13 protein-coding genes are annotated in these 16,939 nt (G+C 33.7%); 6 read left to right on the top strand and 7 right to left on the bottom strand.

The features are described 5' to 3' along the window. Nucleotides 1-22: 22 nt before the first annotated feature. The 6 genes from HNR33_RS13040 to HNR33_RS13015 form a co-directional block, all read right to left on the bottom strand. Nucleotides 23-1,033 (bottom strand): asparaginase, encoded by a 1,011-nt coding sequence (locus HNR33_RS13040; protein WP_429083994.1) that lies wholly within the window; start codon nucleotides 1,031-1,033, stop codon nucleotides 23-25. 79 nt (nucleotides 1,034-1,112) lie between these two features. Further along, on the bottom strand, nucleotides 1,113-2,069 hold the full coding sequence (locus HNR33_RS13035; RefSeq protein WP_429083991.1) for an ABC transporter ATP-binding protein: 957 nt from the start codon (nucleotides 2,067-2,069) through the stop codon (nucleotides 1,113-1,115). Then, nucleotides 2,066-3,085 (bottom strand): ABC transporter ATP-binding protein, encoded by a 1,020-nt coding sequence (locus HNR33_RS13030; protein ID WP_429083988.1) that lies wholly within the window; start codon nucleotides 3,083-3,085, stop codon nucleotides 2,066-2,068. The genes HNR33_RS13035 and HNR33_RS13030 overlap by 4 nt, the downstream gene beginning before the upstream one ends. Before the next feature lie 15 nt (nucleotides 3,086-3,100). Then, nucleotides 3,101-4,030, bottom strand: a complete 930-nt coding sequence (locus HNR33_RS13025) for an ABC transporter permease (protein WP_429083986.1) — start codon at nucleotides 4,028-4,030, stop codon at nucleotides 3,101-3,103. Nucleotides 4,031-4,034: 4 nt separating this feature from the next. Next, nucleotides 4,035-4,970, bottom strand: coding sequence for an ABC transporter permease (locus HNR33_RS13020; protein ID WP_429083984.1), 936 nt, complete (start codon nucleotides 4,968-4,970; stop codon nucleotides 4,035-4,037). An 82-nt stretch (nucleotides 4,971-5,052) separates the two neighbouring features. Continuing rightward, nucleotides 5,053-6,702: a peptide ABC transporter substrate-binding protein gene (locus HNR33_RS13015; protein ID WP_429083982.1), complete on the bottom strand. Its 1,650-nt coding sequence runs from the start codon at nucleotides 6,700-6,702 to the stop codon at nucleotides 5,053-5,055. Nucleotides 6,703-7,219: 517 nt separating this feature from the next. On the opposite strand from HNR33_RS13015, the gene pepV reads away from it, so the two are divergent. Next, the gene (pepV, locus tag HNR33_RS13010) at nucleotides 7,220-8,659 is read left to right on the top strand and encodes a dipeptidase PepV (RefSeq protein WP_429083980.1); all 1,440 of its coding nucleotides are present in this window, start codon (nucleotides 7,220-7,222) and stop codon (nucleotides 8,657-8,659) included. Between the two features lie 20 nt (nucleotides 8,660-8,679). On the opposite strand, the gene HNR33_RS13005 is transcribed toward pepV, so the two are convergent. Continuing rightward, nucleotides 8,680-10,761, bottom strand: coding sequence for a sigma-54 interaction domain-containing protein (locus HNR33_RS13005; protein ID WP_429083978.1), 2,082 nt, complete (start codon nucleotides 10,759-10,761; stop codon nucleotides 8,680-8,682). 287 nt (nucleotides 10,762-11,048) lie between these two features. Here HNR33_RS13005 and HNR33_RS13000 point away from each other — a divergent pair, with 287 nt between their 5' ends. The 5 genes from HNR33_RS13000 (at nucleotide 11,049) to HNR33_RS12980 (ending at nucleotide 16,930) form a co-directional block, all read left to right on the top strand. After that, a complete protein-coding gene (locus tag HNR33_RS13000) occupies nucleotides 11,049-13,463 on the top strand; it encodes a hypothetical protein (protein WP_429083975.1) in 2,415 nt (804 codons plus the stop codon). Next, nucleotides 13,464-14,390 carry an ABC transporter ATP-binding protein gene (locus HNR33_RS12995; protein ID WP_429083974.1) on the top strand — a complete coding sequence of 309 codons (927 nt, stop codon included), beginning with the start codon at nucleotides 13,464-13,466 and terminating at the stop codon, nucleotides 14,388-14,390. After that, nucleotides 14,387-15,265, top strand: coding sequence for an ABC transporter permease (locus HNR33_RS12990; RefSeq protein WP_429083971.1), 879 nt, complete (start codon nucleotides 14,387-14,389; stop codon nucleotides 15,263-15,265). Before HNR33_RS12995 ends, HNR33_RS12990 begins: the two co-directional genes overlap by 4 nt. Nucleotides 15,266-15,283: 18 nt before the next feature. Next, on the top strand, nucleotides 15,284-16,450 hold the full coding sequence (locus tag HNR33_RS12985; protein WP_429083969.1) for a hypothetical protein: 1,167 nt from the start codon (nucleotides 15,284-15,286) through the stop codon (nucleotides 16,448-16,450). 75 nt (nucleotides 16,451-16,525) lie between these two features. Then, nucleotides 16,526-16,930, top strand: a complete 405-nt coding sequence (locus tag HNR33_RS12980) for a hypothetical protein (protein ID WP_429083966.1) — start codon at nucleotides 16,526-16,528, stop codon at nucleotides 16,928-16,930. Nucleotides 16,931-16,939 lie beyond the last annotated feature (9 nt).

The raw sequence follows: 16,939 nt of genomic DNA, 5'->3' as shown, positions 1-16,939 counted from the left end.
ACTTTTTTTCCTCTCTTTTAAATTAATGTTTTTTTAATGTAAATGATGGCTTAACTATCCCAATTATTTCTTTTTTCATGTTTTTAATTGGAGTCTCAACATAATTTGAAAGTTTTTCATAAACTTCCTCATTACCTATACCTAGCTGTTTAAATACCTCCATCATAGCCACCATTACAGCACGTCCGTTTCCATCTTCTGCTTTAATAGCAATACCTATTCCAGTTTCTGCATCTCCGACACATTGGACTCCCTCTGCTCCTGCCTTAGAGACAATCCTTCCCTTAAATGCTCTCATTACATCGGTATCAAAACGATCTTTTCCTGCAACTAGCTCTGGATGAGCCATCATAGCATCTCTTATAATGCTAAGGGCTTGTGAGTGTCTATCATCCTTAATTGTATCTGGATTAGCCAAGTATGCAAATCCAAGAGCGATATAGTTTAATGGAAGTTGATGAACAGGGACACCGCATCCATCTATTCCTATTCCTATCTTTTCCTTAGGAAAATCAAGAAGTTCCGATATAATATTAAGTATTCTTTGTTGAACAGGATGCTCCAATATATAATACCTATCTAAGTCTTCATGTAGATGAACTGCAGTGGCAATCATTCCCGAATGTTTACCTGAGCAGTTACTAAAGACAGGGGATAGCTCCTTTCCTTCTCTGATTAAAGCCTTATAGCTCTCTATATCTCTAGGAATATGGGTTCCGCATTGTAAAGTCTCTTCAGGTTGTCCTACCTTTTCTAAAATTGATAGAACCCTTGAGCGATGTATAGGTTCTCCATTATGGGAAGCACACATTACAGCAATATCTGCAGGTTCTAGGTTAAATGCTTCAATAGTACCTGTTTCAATTACTGGAATAGCCTGTAGGGGCTTCATGGAAGAACGGGCGAAGGTAGCACGAGTTGGATCTCCATAGGAATAAAGAAGTTCTCTCTTTGTATTTACAACAGCAATGTGTATATGATGCTGACTTTCTAGATGGCCACCACGATAAACATTAATTCCTGGTTCAGTCATAGTTTTCCCTCCTAATATATTTGAATTTATTCTATAGCAATATTTTACAACTTATTGATTAAAGATTCTATTTCATTATCTAATACAAATGACAAGCTATCATATGATTTGATTCAATTTCTTTAAGGTTTGGACGAACTTCTCCGCATAAAGACTTTGCCACTGGACATCGCGTATGGAAGGGACAGCCATTTGGAGGATTCATTGGACTTGGTACATCCCCTTCAAGGATAATGCGCTTTCTAGTCAGCTCAACCTTAGGATCTGGAATTGGTATGGCAGATAACAATGCCTTTGTATAAGGATGTAGAGGATTTTTATAAAAATCTGAGCTTGCAGCTATCTCCATCATATTTCCAAGGTACATTACTCCAACACGATCGGAAATATGCTTTACCATTGACAGATCATGTGCAATAAATAAATATGTTATATTGTGTTTTATTTGAAGCTCCTTCATCAGATTTACTACTTGTGCCTGAATAGACACATCGAGCGCAGAAATCGGTTCATCCGCTATAATAAAATCAGGTTCGACAGCCAATGCACGAGCGATTCCTATTCTTTGTCGTTGTCCACCAGAAAATTCATGCGGGAATCTATTAGCATGCTCCTTATTAAGTCCTACTGTTTCAAGAAGATTAAAAACTTTTGCTTGTCGTTCTTTACCTTTAGCAAGACCATGTATGTCTATTCCATGGGCCACAATATCCATGACTGTCATCCTAGGATTCAGTGATGAATATGGATCCTGAAATATCATTTGCATCTCACGATTAAAAGCTTTTTTTTCACTTCCTACTAGCTTATGAACATTTTTGCCTTTAAAAATGACTTCTCCATCGGTAGACTTGTATAGATTGATTATTGTCCTTCCTGTAGTGGACTTTCCACATCCTGATTCACCTACTAAACCCAGAACTTCTCCTTTTTTGATTGAAAAACTTACTCCGTCAACTGCTTTAACAGTATTATTCCCGTGACCAAAATATTTTTTAAGCTCCTTAACCTCTAGTATAGTTTCTCTATCTATCATACTGCATTTACCTCCCTAGACAATTTCTCAACTCTTGGAGCCCTTGGGTCCTGAAGCCAGCAAGCTACCTTGTGTTCAGTATTCACATCAGTATAGGATGGCATGACATGCTTACATACCTCCAAAACATAACTGCATCTTGATGCAAAGGGACAACCTTTAGGAGGATTTAATAGATCAGGTGGTGTTCCCATGATAGGCTCAAGCATTGCATTATCTTCAAGATCAAGCCTTGCTATGGAATTTAGCAGCCCCCATGTATATGGATGCTGAGGGTTATAGAATAAATCATCGAGAGTCCCGATTTCCATAATCTTTCCGCCATAAACAACAATTACTTTTTGAGCCATACCGGCTACCACACCTAGGTCATGGGTGATTAATATAATAGACATACCCATTTTTTTCTGTAAATCCTTCATTAATGCTAAAATCTGAGCTTGAATTGTAACATCAAGGGCTGTAGTAGGCTCATCTGCAATCAACAGTTCAGGAGATCCAGATAAAGCAATAGCGATAATTACTCTTTGCTTCATTCCGCCACTAAGCTGGTGAGGATATTTCTTTGCAATCTTTTGAGGGTCAGGTATACCAACTAGTTCTAACATCTTTACCGCATGTTCTATGGCTTCTTTTTTTCTCATTCCCTGATGCTTCATAAATCCTTCACAGATTTGATATCCTATAGTCATTGTAGGATTTAATGATGTCATTGGATCCTGAAATATCATTCCAATTTCCTGCCCCCTAATCTTTCTTATATCTTTTTTTGATAAGGTGGTTAGCTCTTTTCCCTTAAATTTAATACTTGATTCTTCTTTGATTCTTGATGGGGGAGAAGGATTAAGTCTGATAATTGACTTAGATGTAACAGACTTACCACATCCCGACTCTCCTACAATTGCAACACATTCGCCTTTTCCCACGTCAAATGAAATATCACGCACTGCTTGAACTTCCCCAGCATATGTATCGAAAGAAACACTTAGATTTTTCACTTCAAGTAGTTTTTCCATTATTGCTCCCCCTTTCTATTTGCGCATTCTTGGGTCAAAGGCATCTCTAAGACCATCACTTAATATGTTGAAACCTACCATTAATAATATAATTACGATTGCTGGATAAAGTAAAAGATAAAATTGATTACGCATAGATTGATATCCATCATTGATCAATACTCCTAGTGAAGCTAGAGGCTCCTGAAGACCAAGACCGATAAAGCTTAGAAAAGCCTCTGTAAATATAGCTGATGGGATAGTAAACATCATATTTACAATAATAACTCCTAGCATATTAGGAAGTAGTTGCTTGAAAATAATATCAAAATTACTTGCTCCTAGAGTTTTTGCAGCTAAGACATATTCCTGCCCCTTCAATTTTAGAATCTGACCTCTTACAATTCTTGCCATACTTACCCAGCCTGTGAATACCATTGCTATGGTTAGTGTAAGAATACCAGGCTTCATAAACATCATGAGCAGTATTACTACGATTAATCTTGGTATACCAACTAAGACTTCAATAATCCTCTGCATTATGCTATCTATTTTTCCGCCGAAATAGCCAGAAATAGCGCCAAAGGTAACACCAATTAATAAATCCAATGTAGCTGCCAATAGGGCAATATATATGGATATTCTTGTACCCTGCCAAACTCTTGTCCACTGATCACGACCGAATTTATCTGTTCCAAACCAATGGCTACTATTAGGAGATTGGTACGTTTCTTCATAGTTAGTATCATAATACTTATATTCATTCATATATGGTCCTAATAAAGCAAAAAAGACTATAATTAGAAGTATAAACAAACTAATAGTTGCGGTTTTATGTTTCAATAAAGACCTCCAGCTATCCTTCCAGAAGTTAGATACAGGTCTTTTGATTTTTTCATTTTCTCCCGAGGCAATTTTTGCTGGTACAAACATATCATCTAGAACTAAATTTTTAATATTTTCCATTGTATCACTCCTTTTCCTCAGAAAGTCTAATTCTTGGATCAACTAATCCGTACAATATATCTACGATTAAGACAGAAGATACAAACAAGAAACTATAGAAAATCGTAACCCCCATAACAGAAGAGTAGTCATTTACTTTGATGGAGTCTACAAATAGGCTTCCGAGTCCAGGTACTGCAAAGATACTTTCCACAACAAGACTTCCTGTGATAATGTTAATGGTTAATGGTCCAAGGATTGTGATAACAGGTATTAATGCATTTCTAATAGCATGTTTTATAACAATAGCAAACCCACTGATTCCTTTTGCTTCTGCAGTTACCATAAAATCCTGTTGGATTACCTCCATCATTTCTGTTCTCATAAACCTAGCAATAACTGCAACAACACCAGCCGCTAAGGCAAGGGAAGGCATTATGGAATTTGAATAACTATTCCAGTAGGCAACAGGTAAGAGACCCCATTTAACTCCAAAATAATATTGCATTAATGCTGCAAATACGAAGTTAGGAATAGATATACCTAATATGGCAATTATCATAAGGAAATAATCCCAAACTGTATTATGTCTAAGAGCTGAAACGATACCAAATGTAATTCCAAGGGTTATTCCCAGCAGTATTGCCTGAAAGCCCAATAGAGCAGAAGGACCTATTCTTTCGCTTATGATGGTACTAACAGAACGTCCTTTATAATAAAATGAGGTTCCCAAATCCCCCTTTGCTAGATTAACTAAATATTTACCATATTGAACAATCAATGGGTCATTTAAACCATACTTTTCAAACATTTGCTCTCGTGCTTGATCAGATAATTGGTCGATTTTTTCCATGTCAAAGGGTGACCCTGGGAGCTGCTTCATCAAAAAGAAGGTTGCAGTAGCTATAATGAATAATGTAATAAATCCATATATCAATCTAGTTGTTATATACCGTCTCATTTATACACCTCCTAAGTTTAGATATTGAAAATAGGGTGAAAAAGAAGAGTCCTGACTTCAACAGGACGCTTCTTTTTACTATCTATTTTTCAACAGATGACCATTTGAAGTCCCAAGTTACTCCATATGGATGATAAACTAATCCATTAATATGTTCTTTTAATGCAAATGCTTTGCCTTGATAGTAAAGTGGAGCCAAAACTACCTCTTCAGCTAAAAGAAGTTTTTCAGCTTCTTGAAGCATTTCAATACGCTTTGCTGGATTTACCTCTGCTTTGGCGTTGGTTATTAGTTCGTCATATCGCTCATTTGAGAAGTTACCACGGAATGCAGAAGCAGGTGCTGCCCATAGGTCCATATATGTCATTGGGTCATTGTAGTCAGCTCCCCATGCAGATACAACCATTTGATAGTCGTCGTCCCTCATCGCCTGTAAACGACCACTATATGGCTTTGTTACAAGTGCAATATCAACACCAAGATTTTGCTTAAGTTGACTTTGGATGAATGTTCCTGTATCTTTTGAAACTTGATCATCTGCAGTTAATAGCTCAAACTGTGGAGTCTTGCCAAGCTCAGCTATCCCCTTATTCCAAAGCTCTTTAGCGTTTTCGATATCAGGAAGTATTAGATCTCCTTGTGCTTCTCTAAAGGTTACATCATTACCAGCCATTCCAGTAGGTATTAGTCCAGTTGCAGCTTCAGACCCATCATTAAGAACATTTTTTGTTAATACTTCAGGATCTAGTGCTAATTGTATAGCTTTACGTATATTCTTGTTACTAATTGATTCATCATTTAGGTTAAATTGAATATAATATGAGCGGAAGTTTGTATATGCTCTAAATTCAGGAGTATCCTTAAAGTTGTTTACATCAGATGATGACAATAAAGCCATATCTAATTCTCCTGATTCATATAGGTTTAAAGCCGTACCTTGTTCCTTAATAACCTTCATATCTATCTTATCAACCTTTAAATTATCCTTATCCCAATAATTTGGGTTTTTTACCATTACTACACCCTGTGCAGGGTCAAATTCAGTTAACATAAATGGACCGTTATATAAAAGTCCATCAGTACTTAGTGCATAGTTTTCTCCCTTTTCATTTATAAACTTCTCATTTAATGGGAAGTAAAGTGGAAAGGCTGTTAAGCTTATGAAGTAAGGTGTTGGCTGTTTCAATTGGACTACAAGAGTTTTATCGTCTGGGGTTTCAATTTTTACATCTTCAGCTTTTCCTACTCCATCTGCAAATTCCTGTGCACCAACAACATAGTCAGCGATAATAAATGAATAACCTCCTGAAGTTTCTGGATTTAATCCACGGAGCCATCCATATTTAAAGTCCTGAGAAGTGACAGGTTCTCCGTTACTCCATTTAATGTCATTACGAAGAGCAAATGTATAAGTAAGCCCATCTTCTGAAACATCTACACTCTTTGCCATTGCAGGTTGAGGCTTGTTTTTTTCATCTAAACGGTATAACCCTTCTGCAACGTTATTAAGAATTGTAAAGGAAATAGTGTCAGTTGTTGTTGTTTGATTTAAATCTGGTATGTCATTGTCGAAACTAAGCTTTAATACCTCTTCTGCATTTTGGATATTTTTCCCACTGTTAGTAGTGCCACTTGATGAAGTCGAATTATCAGTAAAGCTTCCACATCCAACTAGGAAAAGATTGAGAACAAGTACTAGTGCTAGTGATTTAATTATCCATCTGTTTTTCAAAATAACTCCCCCTTAAAATTTTTTCATATGGCCATATGATTTAAGTAATTTTGTTTTCAATATATATGCAACTGGTATGCCAATATAATAGGGATAAACAATATCTTTTTTGTATGTTGTAATCCCCTATATTTCATTATTATATTTTAAATAATTTATGTTTTTCAGAACATTTAATATAAAATGGGTCACCCAATTTATATTAAATTTTAAAATTATGTAACAATTGGTTAAGCCAATTAATTAAGTTTTTGTAATATTTTCGTAACGTGTAGAGCAAAAACAAGTTATTTATGCATAGTATAGAAAATTTAAATTTTGGTATTATTCGAATACACATAATCATGGCATGGTATTTGCAATCTTATTAAATGGTTAAATATAAAAAAGGCTTCTAAAGAAGCATTATAATGTTGCCTTTTGTGAAACCCATTTAACGGAAAGTTAATATTAAGAAAAACTAGGACTTTCCTATGGGTTATAAAAAATATAAACACTAAGACTGGGGGTATTATAGTTGAAACGGATTGATTGGTATCAGGAGGTACTTTTGAGGAAAGAAAATATAATTAACGATTTAAAAAGCCTACTCAGTATAGAAAGTGTAAAGGATTTAGAGACTGCTACTGAAAATAAGCCTATGGGAGAAAAAATAGATGAAGCCTTACAATATATGCTTAACATTTCATCTAAATCGGGCTTTCTAACTAAAAACATTGAGGGGTATGCAGGTATAGCGGAATATGGAAATGGTGAGGATTATGTGGGAGTTTTATGTCATTTAGATGTGGTACCTGCAACAGGAGATTGGTTATCACCACCTTTTGAACCAGCTATAAGAGATGATAAGATTTATGCAAGAGGAGCCATTGATGATAAGGGTCCAACCATAGCTGCTTTTTACGGTTTAAAGATTATTAAGGAGTTAGGACTACCACTTAATCATAAGATCCGAATAATCTTTGGCACTGACGAAGAAAGTGGTATGAGAGGAATTAAGAAGTATATCGAAAGAGAATCTCTACCTATTGCTGCTTTCAGCCCAGATGCAGATTTTCCAATAGTTAATGCAGAAAAGGGACAGGTTAATGTAAAGCTTTCGCAAATAAAGAATACAGAGGATTATAAAAATCATGATTATGACTTTAAGTTAGTACATTTTATTTCAGGAGATAGAGCTAATATGGTTCCAGATTCTTCTTATGCTACTATAAGAGGAGAAAAAGTTTCAGTTATTTTAGAAGGCTTTAAGGATTATTGTACTGGTAAAAATTTAAAAAGTTCTATCAGTAATAATGATAATGAAATAACTCTTATGATTGAAGGTGAGTCAGCGCATAGTATGGAACCTTATAAAGGAGTTAATGCAGGTCTATTGATGATTAATTTTTTAAGAAGATTTTTATTCCATCCTCAGGATCAGAGCTATTTTAACTTTGTAAATAGCTTTTTATATAATGATTTTTATGGAAGTGCATTTGGAATTGCACACTCTGACGATATAACTGGCCCTTTGACTGTCAACGCTGGAATTCTAAAATATGAAGGAGACGATGGAGGATTTATTCAATTAAATATTAGATATCCTGTTACTACCCATTATTTGAGTACTATTGAAAGGATTATATCTGTAGCTGAGTCCTCTGGCTTTGAAGTAAGTGAAGTAAGAGGAAAGAAACCTCATCATGTTACTGGAGACCATCCAATAATCAGAACTTTAAAGCAAGTATATTATGAAGAGACAGAACAGGAACCCGTTTTTTTATCAACTGGTGGGAATACTTATGCTGGTCTTATGGACTATTGTGTAGCCTTTGGTCCTGTTTTTCCTGGACGAGAGTCTACCGCTCATCAGAAGGACGAATATATTGAGATTAATGATTTGCTCAAGTCAACTGCAATATATGCTAAGGCTATATATGAATTAGCTAATCTGGATATTGAAAAAAGCAGCTAAATAGCTGCTTTTTTTAATTCTTAAATATAATGCTTATTATAATATTCTAAAAGGGAGCGACCTTTTGAAGATATAGAGCTTCCTTTGCGACCACGTCCAGTAATAATGTATTCATCATTGCTTAATAATTCTTGACGATATCTCAATTGTTGCTCAGATAGTGAAAAGCCAACCATCTCCATATGTTCAAGTATTGCATGTCTTCCACAAGATGGACGACCTTCTCCTGACAAATATGATAGAATCTCCATCATTTCTTCAATAAATCCTTTTTTTTCAAATTCGCTTAACTTTTTTTCGTGATCATGGACATTTCTATCGTTTATTCCTGTGAAGGCATATTGTGTGTTTAAAAAGGGGAGCTGCTCTTTGAATACAACTGAATCAGCAATATGAGCTAAATATTCTATTACATTTTCTAATTCACGGATGTTCCCTGGCCAGTTATAATCTAACATTGTTTTTAATGCTGTTTTTGATAGCTGGAAAGGCTCACGCTTTAGTTCTTTAGTAAATTTATCAACATACATATTTACAAGAAGTGGTATATCTTCAGGCCTCTTTCTAAGAGGAATAAGGTAAAGTGGTAAAACATTCAAACGGTAATAGAGGTCTTCACGAAAGGTATTTTCTTTTGCCATTTCAAGAAGATTTCTATTTGTTGCAGCAATTACTCTTATATCTAGAGTAATAAGATTGTCACCTCCAACACGCATCATCTGCTTTTCCTGTAGTACCCTTAAAAGGCGATTTTGAATCATCATAGAAGCATCGCCAATTTCATCAAAGAAAATAGTGCCCTTATGGGCCTGTTCAAAAAGTCCCATATGTCCACCTTTTTTAGCCCCTGTAAATGCACCCTCTTCATAGCCAAATAGTTCACTTTCTGTTAAACTTTCAGATATTGCTGCAAAATTAACCCCAACAAAGGGATATTTATTTCTTGGTGAAGCATTATGGATAGCTTGGGCTAATATTTCTTTTCCAGTTCCTGTTTCTCCAAGTATCAATATAGTAGAAGAGCTTTTAGCTAGCTTTTTGGCAATTTTTATAAGCTCTAGTACTGAACTATTCTGGGTTTTTAGGTCTTTAAAGGTATATCTCGTAACTAAGTTCTTTTTCTGAGTTTTTAATCTATAGTTGTACTCTATCTTCTGTATTTCATCGGCTTTTCTAAATAAATACAGATGCCCAAATAATTTATCTTCTATAAGAATTTTTTTCTTTCTTATATAGTATATTACTTGATTATATTCAACAAAATTATCTTCATCTACTTCTAAATTACGAAGTTTTTCTATAAGGGAGTGATCGATTACTTCATTAGCTGGTTTATCAAGTACATTTTCATTTGGTAGCTTGATTATGTCCAATGCTCGTTGATTGACACTCTTTATTATTCCTTCCTTTGAAAACACTAAAACAGAATCATCAATACTGTTTATGATACCTTCTAAGCTTTTTCTTAGAAAGTTTGACTGAAATATTTCATCACTTAATTTTTCTGTTATATAAACTAGTGATTGCATAAATCTTGCAGACAGTTGATTAAATGTATCATTGGAGGCTTTAAAGTGCTCTAAAATTTCTGTAATAGTTGAGATATCAATTACACGGTTACCAATGTCAATTTCCCTTTCAATGTCAGGGGGAACTAGTTGGGGTTCACCTACAGTAACCGCTATTCTGATATTACTGTCATAGGATGCTCCAGGATAATAGGGAACAAAGTCATAGTCTATTCCTGCTTCCTTTAAAGTCACAATAGTTTCTTCGGATGCCTCCTTTAAATCACTTACTAGTAATACTTTCATGCCTTTTGGGATAGCAAGGAGATCTTGAATATTAGCATAGTTAATAGTTCTTTTAGCGATTATATAAGGCGTTTTCTCTGGAAGATAAGGTTTTACCATTGGATAAATAACTTTACTAGAAAGAACAATTAAATCGTATCCTTTAGCAATAGAAAGAAATAGTTCATCTACTGTACGACCCTCTAAATTGAAATAATTAAGGAATCCTATTTCTTGAAGCTGTTTTACTAATCTTTTTAATGTGTTTTTTTGATAGGCAACAATTAACACTGAATGCTTAGGTACCATGAAATTCCCAAAAAAGGGTTCACCTCTTTATATTTGAATTTGAGATATACGTAAGATTAAAGCAGAGCTCTATGATAGATGAAAGTAGTTTATCATACAAATAATGAGATTGTAAATACTACTGCAATTATGTGACTATGAATAAGTAACTAAATAATGTAAAATCATTATTCTTAAGGAAATTTTAATAAATTAATCTTATATTTATGTTAAAGTATTAAGGGAGGAACTATTTTAACTAATTTAGCGTCAAATTATATACAATAAACAGTTTAAGGGGGCTTAAAATGATACATTTTAAAAAGGTATTGGGTTGTTTTGTTATAGTTATGCTATTGTTGATATCCTTTACCGCAAATTCAAGTACAGCATATAGTGAAGAAGAATTTGTAGTTAATGTTGATATAGGATTTAAAGGATTTTACAAATATACTTACAACACTCCAATAAGTGTAGAAATAAAAAATAACTCTAGAGATATAAATGGGAAAATTCAACTTCTATTTGAGGAAGGTTATACGGACAAGAAACTTTATACGGCATATACTAAAGACCTTAATATTGCTAAGGGTGCTACCAAAGTAATAGATATGGATTTAGTGTTTGAATCTCACAGAACAAATGCTATGGTTAGAATATTAGATGACAGAGATAAAGTAGTTTGGGAAAAGAAGTTCAATATGAATACTGGAAAATCCACAAGTACAGTAGGTATTGGTGTTCTAAGTAATGATGTTGATAGCTTAAGATATCTTACGCTAGTAAATTTTCTGAAAACAAATAATAATAAGGATTCACTAACATCATCAATAGCAGACCTAGATGAAGTGATGCCAGAACAGGCTTCGTATTTAGATGTATTGGATGTTATTGTCATCAACAATTACGATACAGAGAAATTAAATGATAATCAAGAAAAAGCGTTGAAACAGTGGGTTGATAATGGAGGCACACTTGTTATTGGAACCGGACCAAACTATAATAGAACTCTAAAAGGATTGGGAAATATTAACAATATGAGTGTTCAAGGGACATCATTTTTAGATAACTTTAATCAAGTATTAAGTCCATCTGGAGAAGTGTTTGATACAGACGTTCCTCTACCTATTGCAGTTGGAGCTTTTAGTGGGGGGAAGGAGTTATTAAAACATAAAGATAGTGTACTCGCATATGAAAATCAGCTTGGAAACGGTAGGATAATATTTACTGCTTTTGATCTTGGGCTTAGCCCTTTTAAGGATTGGAATGGAAGGATAGATTTTATCAAAAACTTGTTATCAGAAAAGATTAGATCTAACTCTTCCTCAGGAGCTGATAGTCAGAAATTCTTTAACAGTAACAGGTTTTTTAATACTGTACAATATATTCCAAAGGATAAGATGCCTTCAATGAAATTTGTTTTTATATTAATAGGCATATTTATTATTGCTGTAGGACCTATAAACTATATTGTTCTAAAGAAACTTGATAAAAGAGAAAAGGCTTGGTTTTCTATACCTGCTATAGTTTTACTATTTACATTGGTTATGTATGTTTGGGGACTTGGGACAAGCTTTAAAAATCCACTAATGAATAATATCTCTATTATTACACTTGATGATTTAACTCAGAAAGCAAGTATTAAGACTGTATCTGGAATTCTAGGATTTACTAAAGGCGATATTGATATAACCACTAGTGGAAAAGCTATCCTAAATACTTCTGCGACATTTAGAGATAGCATGAATTATGCAAACTTTGTGAATGGAGATGTAGTATTAGAATACGACTTGCAGAAAGAAAGGCATATTATATTTAAAAAAAGAGGCACATGGGATACTCAAGCTATAAACTTTCAAGAAGTCAAGTCATTAGACGAAGGGTATACTCAAGACATTAAGATAAAAGATGGCACCTTAATTGGGAGCCTCCAAAACAATACTTCGATAAATCTAGAAGATGCATTTATATTATATGGATTAGATTTTTATAAGCTAGGTGATATTAGTAAAGGTGAATCAAAGAACATAAACCTTAACCTTAATAAGCAGTCCTCAAGTGCAAAAAATGTCGGTAAGGATTTTTACAGAGTACTAGATAATCTTTATCCATGGAATTATAGTAATAGAAATTCTACAAGTCAGGATATACTTGATAACAATACTAAAAGAGACATACTTGACGGATACTTCTGGGAAGTTTTCAATCAAGGTAACAACAATAATATACTATTATTTGCTTGGAATACAGAGCCGATTTCTAGTGATATAAATATTAATGGGGAAAAACCTGAAAGAATTGATAGAAACTTAATAATAATACCTATTAATATTAATTATGAAAAAGGAGAGCAGGTACAAATACCTTTTGGCGCATTATTACCTGAGGTTGTGGAAATAAATGGACTACATCCAGAGATACCAGAAAGAAGATTTTATGGTGAGGGATATGCTGTATTTTCTATAAAGTCTGATGATAGTATTAGTTTTGAACAAATAGATATAGACATAACAAACGGATATCCTATAAAAAACTACAACGCTTCAATTTTCAACTTTCAAACAAATCAATGGGAAAAGTATAATACAACTAATTTAACTATAGACAATAGCAACCGTAACCAATATTATGATGATAATCTTGGAGTGAAGATTATGATAGAAACAACAGAAAATAATTCTGTAGAGATGCCGGCATTTTCGATAAAAGGGGTGGCGAAATAGATGTTAAGAATTGAGAACTTGACTAAACGATATGGTAAATTTACTGCTGTTGATAATCTTTCGCTAGAGATAAAAGAAGGAGAAATTTTTGGATTTGTTGGTCCTAATGGTGCTGGTAAAACTACTACACTTAAGATGATTGCAACATTATTAAAGCCTAATGAAGGAAATATATATATAAATGACTTTAACATTGCTTCAAATTTAAAGGAAGCAAGAAAGAGTATTGGATATATGCCTGACTTTTTTGGAGTTTATGATAACCTCAAGGTAAATGAATATCTTGAATTTTATGGGGATGTTGCTGGACTATCAAACGAAGAAAAGGGAAAAATGATGGTTGATTTATTAGAGCTTGTGGATTTATCGCATAAAAAGGATGAGTATGTAGATTCTCTTTCGAGGGGAATGAAACAGCGACTTTGTCTAGCTAGAAGTCTTATTCATAATCCTAAATTTCTAATACTAGATGAGCCTGCTTCAGGAATGGATCCCAGAGCAAGAGTTCAGATGAAGGAGATTTTGAGAGAACTTAAAAACATGGGAAAAACTATTTTGATAAGCTCACATATTCTTCCTGAATTGTCCGAGCTTTGTACTAGCATTGGAATCATAGAGCATGGCAAAATAGTTATAAGTGGTTCTGTAGACGAGATAATGAAGAAAGTAAATAAAATCAATATAATTAAGATGAAATTATTAGATAAAGTAGACGATGCTGTGAAACTATTAAAAGAAGAACCTCTAGTTGGAGGGATATATGACAATGATAGAACAGTAGAATTCGAGTACAATGGAGATGAAAAAGAAGTAGTGCAGCTAATTAAAAAAATGATTTCAAAAGAATTACCAATATTATCTTTTAATCCTGTTCAAAGTAATTTAGAGGAAATATTTATGAAGGTTACAAGGGGGGATAACGAATGATGAACCCAGTACTGAAAAAAGAATTAAAAACTAGAATGAGATCATGGAAAACTCCATTAATGATGTCCATATATACTACTATTTTAGCAGCTTTAATGCTATTAATATTTTCTGAAGCGTTTTTAGGATATAATAATTATAGAGGTGTTAGACCGAGTTCGTTAAAAGAGATGTTTTTTATAATATCAATTTTACAATTGATTTTGATAATATTTATTGTACCAGCTACTACATCCAGTAGTATTTCAGGAGAGAGGGAAAGAAGTACTTTGGATTTGCTTATATGTACTAGGCTTTCGAGCAGGTCTATTATATTAGGTAAATTGATGTCTTCTTTAGCAGAGATTATCCTGTTATTGCTTGTTTCGATTCCAGTGCTGAGTATAATGTTTCTTTTCGGAGGAGTTTCCCCGGGAAATATTTTAACAATATTTGCATTTTACTTCGTTACATCTATACTACTAGGAAGCATTGGTATTTTTTGTTCAACCTTTTTTAAAAAGACAACTGCTTCTACTATAGTTAGCTATTTAATAACTTTAGGACTTGTAGGAGGAACATTTTTTGTTATATTGATGCTTCAGGTGTTTTACTATATGCCAAAAGGACTGTCAATTACATCTAATTATCCTATAATTCTTTATGCAAATCCATTTAGTGGGTTAGCGGCAATTCTATCAGAAATGATGGGGGAAGATATACTTGGAGGACTGTCTAGAGGAGCAAAAACTTCTCCGTTATTACCACTATATATAAATCTTAGTTTTGACTTGGTTGTATCGTTTATATTGTTGTCTCTTTCATCATTAAAAATAAATCCTATGACTAGATTAGGAAATAACACTAAGAAAAGAAAGTCTAAGAAAGTAAAATAACTATGGGGACTGAAATATATGCTTAATAGGAAAATAATTGAATTATTGAGGCCACTCAGAGTTAAATATTTTATCAGGAAAATGATAATGTATTTGTCTTATGATTTACTAGTTTTTTCTGCTATTTCACTACTATTAATGCTTATTTCCAGGTTTTTTCCTGTATTATTTATATGGAATAAGCTTTTTAAAATAGGGATTGTGTTATGCATTGTAGGTATCATATGGGCGATTATAAAAAGACCATCATATTATGACACAGGTGTTTTAGCCGACTCAATGGGACTAAAAGAAAGAGTTGTTACATCTCTTGAGCTTTTTGAAGATAATTCAAATCTGTCTAATATTCAGAAACAGGATACTATAGAAAAGCTCAGTGATGATGAACTTAAGAAAAACATTTCGCTTAAGCCTCCTATAAAAATACTAGTAGTAGCAATATCTCTAATTGTATTTTCAATCATGGTTGGATTTATAAGAACATCTTCGTATGAGATAGCTTTACAGCAACAAGAAAATAAGCAACTGATTGAGAAAGAAAAAGAGAATATTAAGAAGGTTGAAAAAGAAATTGTAAAAGATAAACAACTAAGCGTTGAAGAAAAAAGCAAGATTGAGAAAAAGCTTAAAGAGCTTAGAAAACAACTCAATAAGCCTAAAGATTTGCAAAAACTACAAAAAGATATATTGAAAGCTAAAAAAGAAATTAATGAAATAGAAAAAGAGTTAAAAGATAAGAAAATAAAACAGATATCAGATAAATTAGCAAATAAAGAATTTACAAGAGAGTTAGCAAAGAAGCTTGAAAGCCAGGATCCTAAAAAAGTTGCATCGCAGCTTCAAAAAATGGCTGACAATATAAAAAACTCAAATCAAGAAGAGCTTAAAAAAATATCAAAAGATATGGAAGCCCTTGCTCAAGAATTAAGCAAAAATCCCGAGCTTGCAAAGGCATTTAAGGATATTAGTGGAGCATTATCGCAAAATATAAGTCAAAATGCGGATAATTCTAATTTGAGTAACAGTATGAATAATTTACAGCAGGCTTTCTCAAATGCATTAAATGATACAGAAGTATTGTCATCACTAACTCAAGCAACAAATGCATTAAGTCAATTAAATGAAACAGTAGATCAATGTTCGTTGCAGTCAGACACAACAAACGGTAACAAAGAAGGTGGCTGAACGAATGGAAATGGCCAAGGGAATGGTCAAGGAAGTAATTCAGGAAGTGGTGGAAGCTCTGCTAGTGGTAGCGGCATGCAGGGACAAGGACAAGGCAGTGGAAATGGAAACTCACAAGGAACAGGTGGTGGGGCTGGTAATGGAACATCTCCAGGAAGCGAAAATGGTAGTGGTGGTTCTTCTGGCTCGGCAGGTAATAAACAAGAATCAGAAAAACAGGTAAAAGAATACGAAAAGCTGTTCACACCCAAAAATCTTGGGGGTGAAGGAAATGCGACTCAAATACATTCTAATATGAATGATTCAGGAAATAAGGATATTATTCAGATAAAGAAATTTGAAGACACTGCTGGTGAATCAGTTCCTTATGATGAAGTATTGGATTCATACAAACAGGGGGCTTATAAAAGACTTAATAATGATGAGATACCTGATAGTATGAAAGAAATCATAAAAGAATATTTTAGTGAATTAGATTAGCAAAGGTGG

It is taken from the genome of Brassicibacter mesophilus, from assembly GCF_050433385.1.
In the GTDB taxonomy this organism is placed as follows: Bacteria; Bacillota; Clostridia; order Tissierellales; family Proteiniboraceae; genus Brassicibacter; species Brassicibacter mesophilus.
Note: the sequence above shows the minus strand (reverse complement) of the source record. Positions and strands in the feature narration are given on the sequence as shown.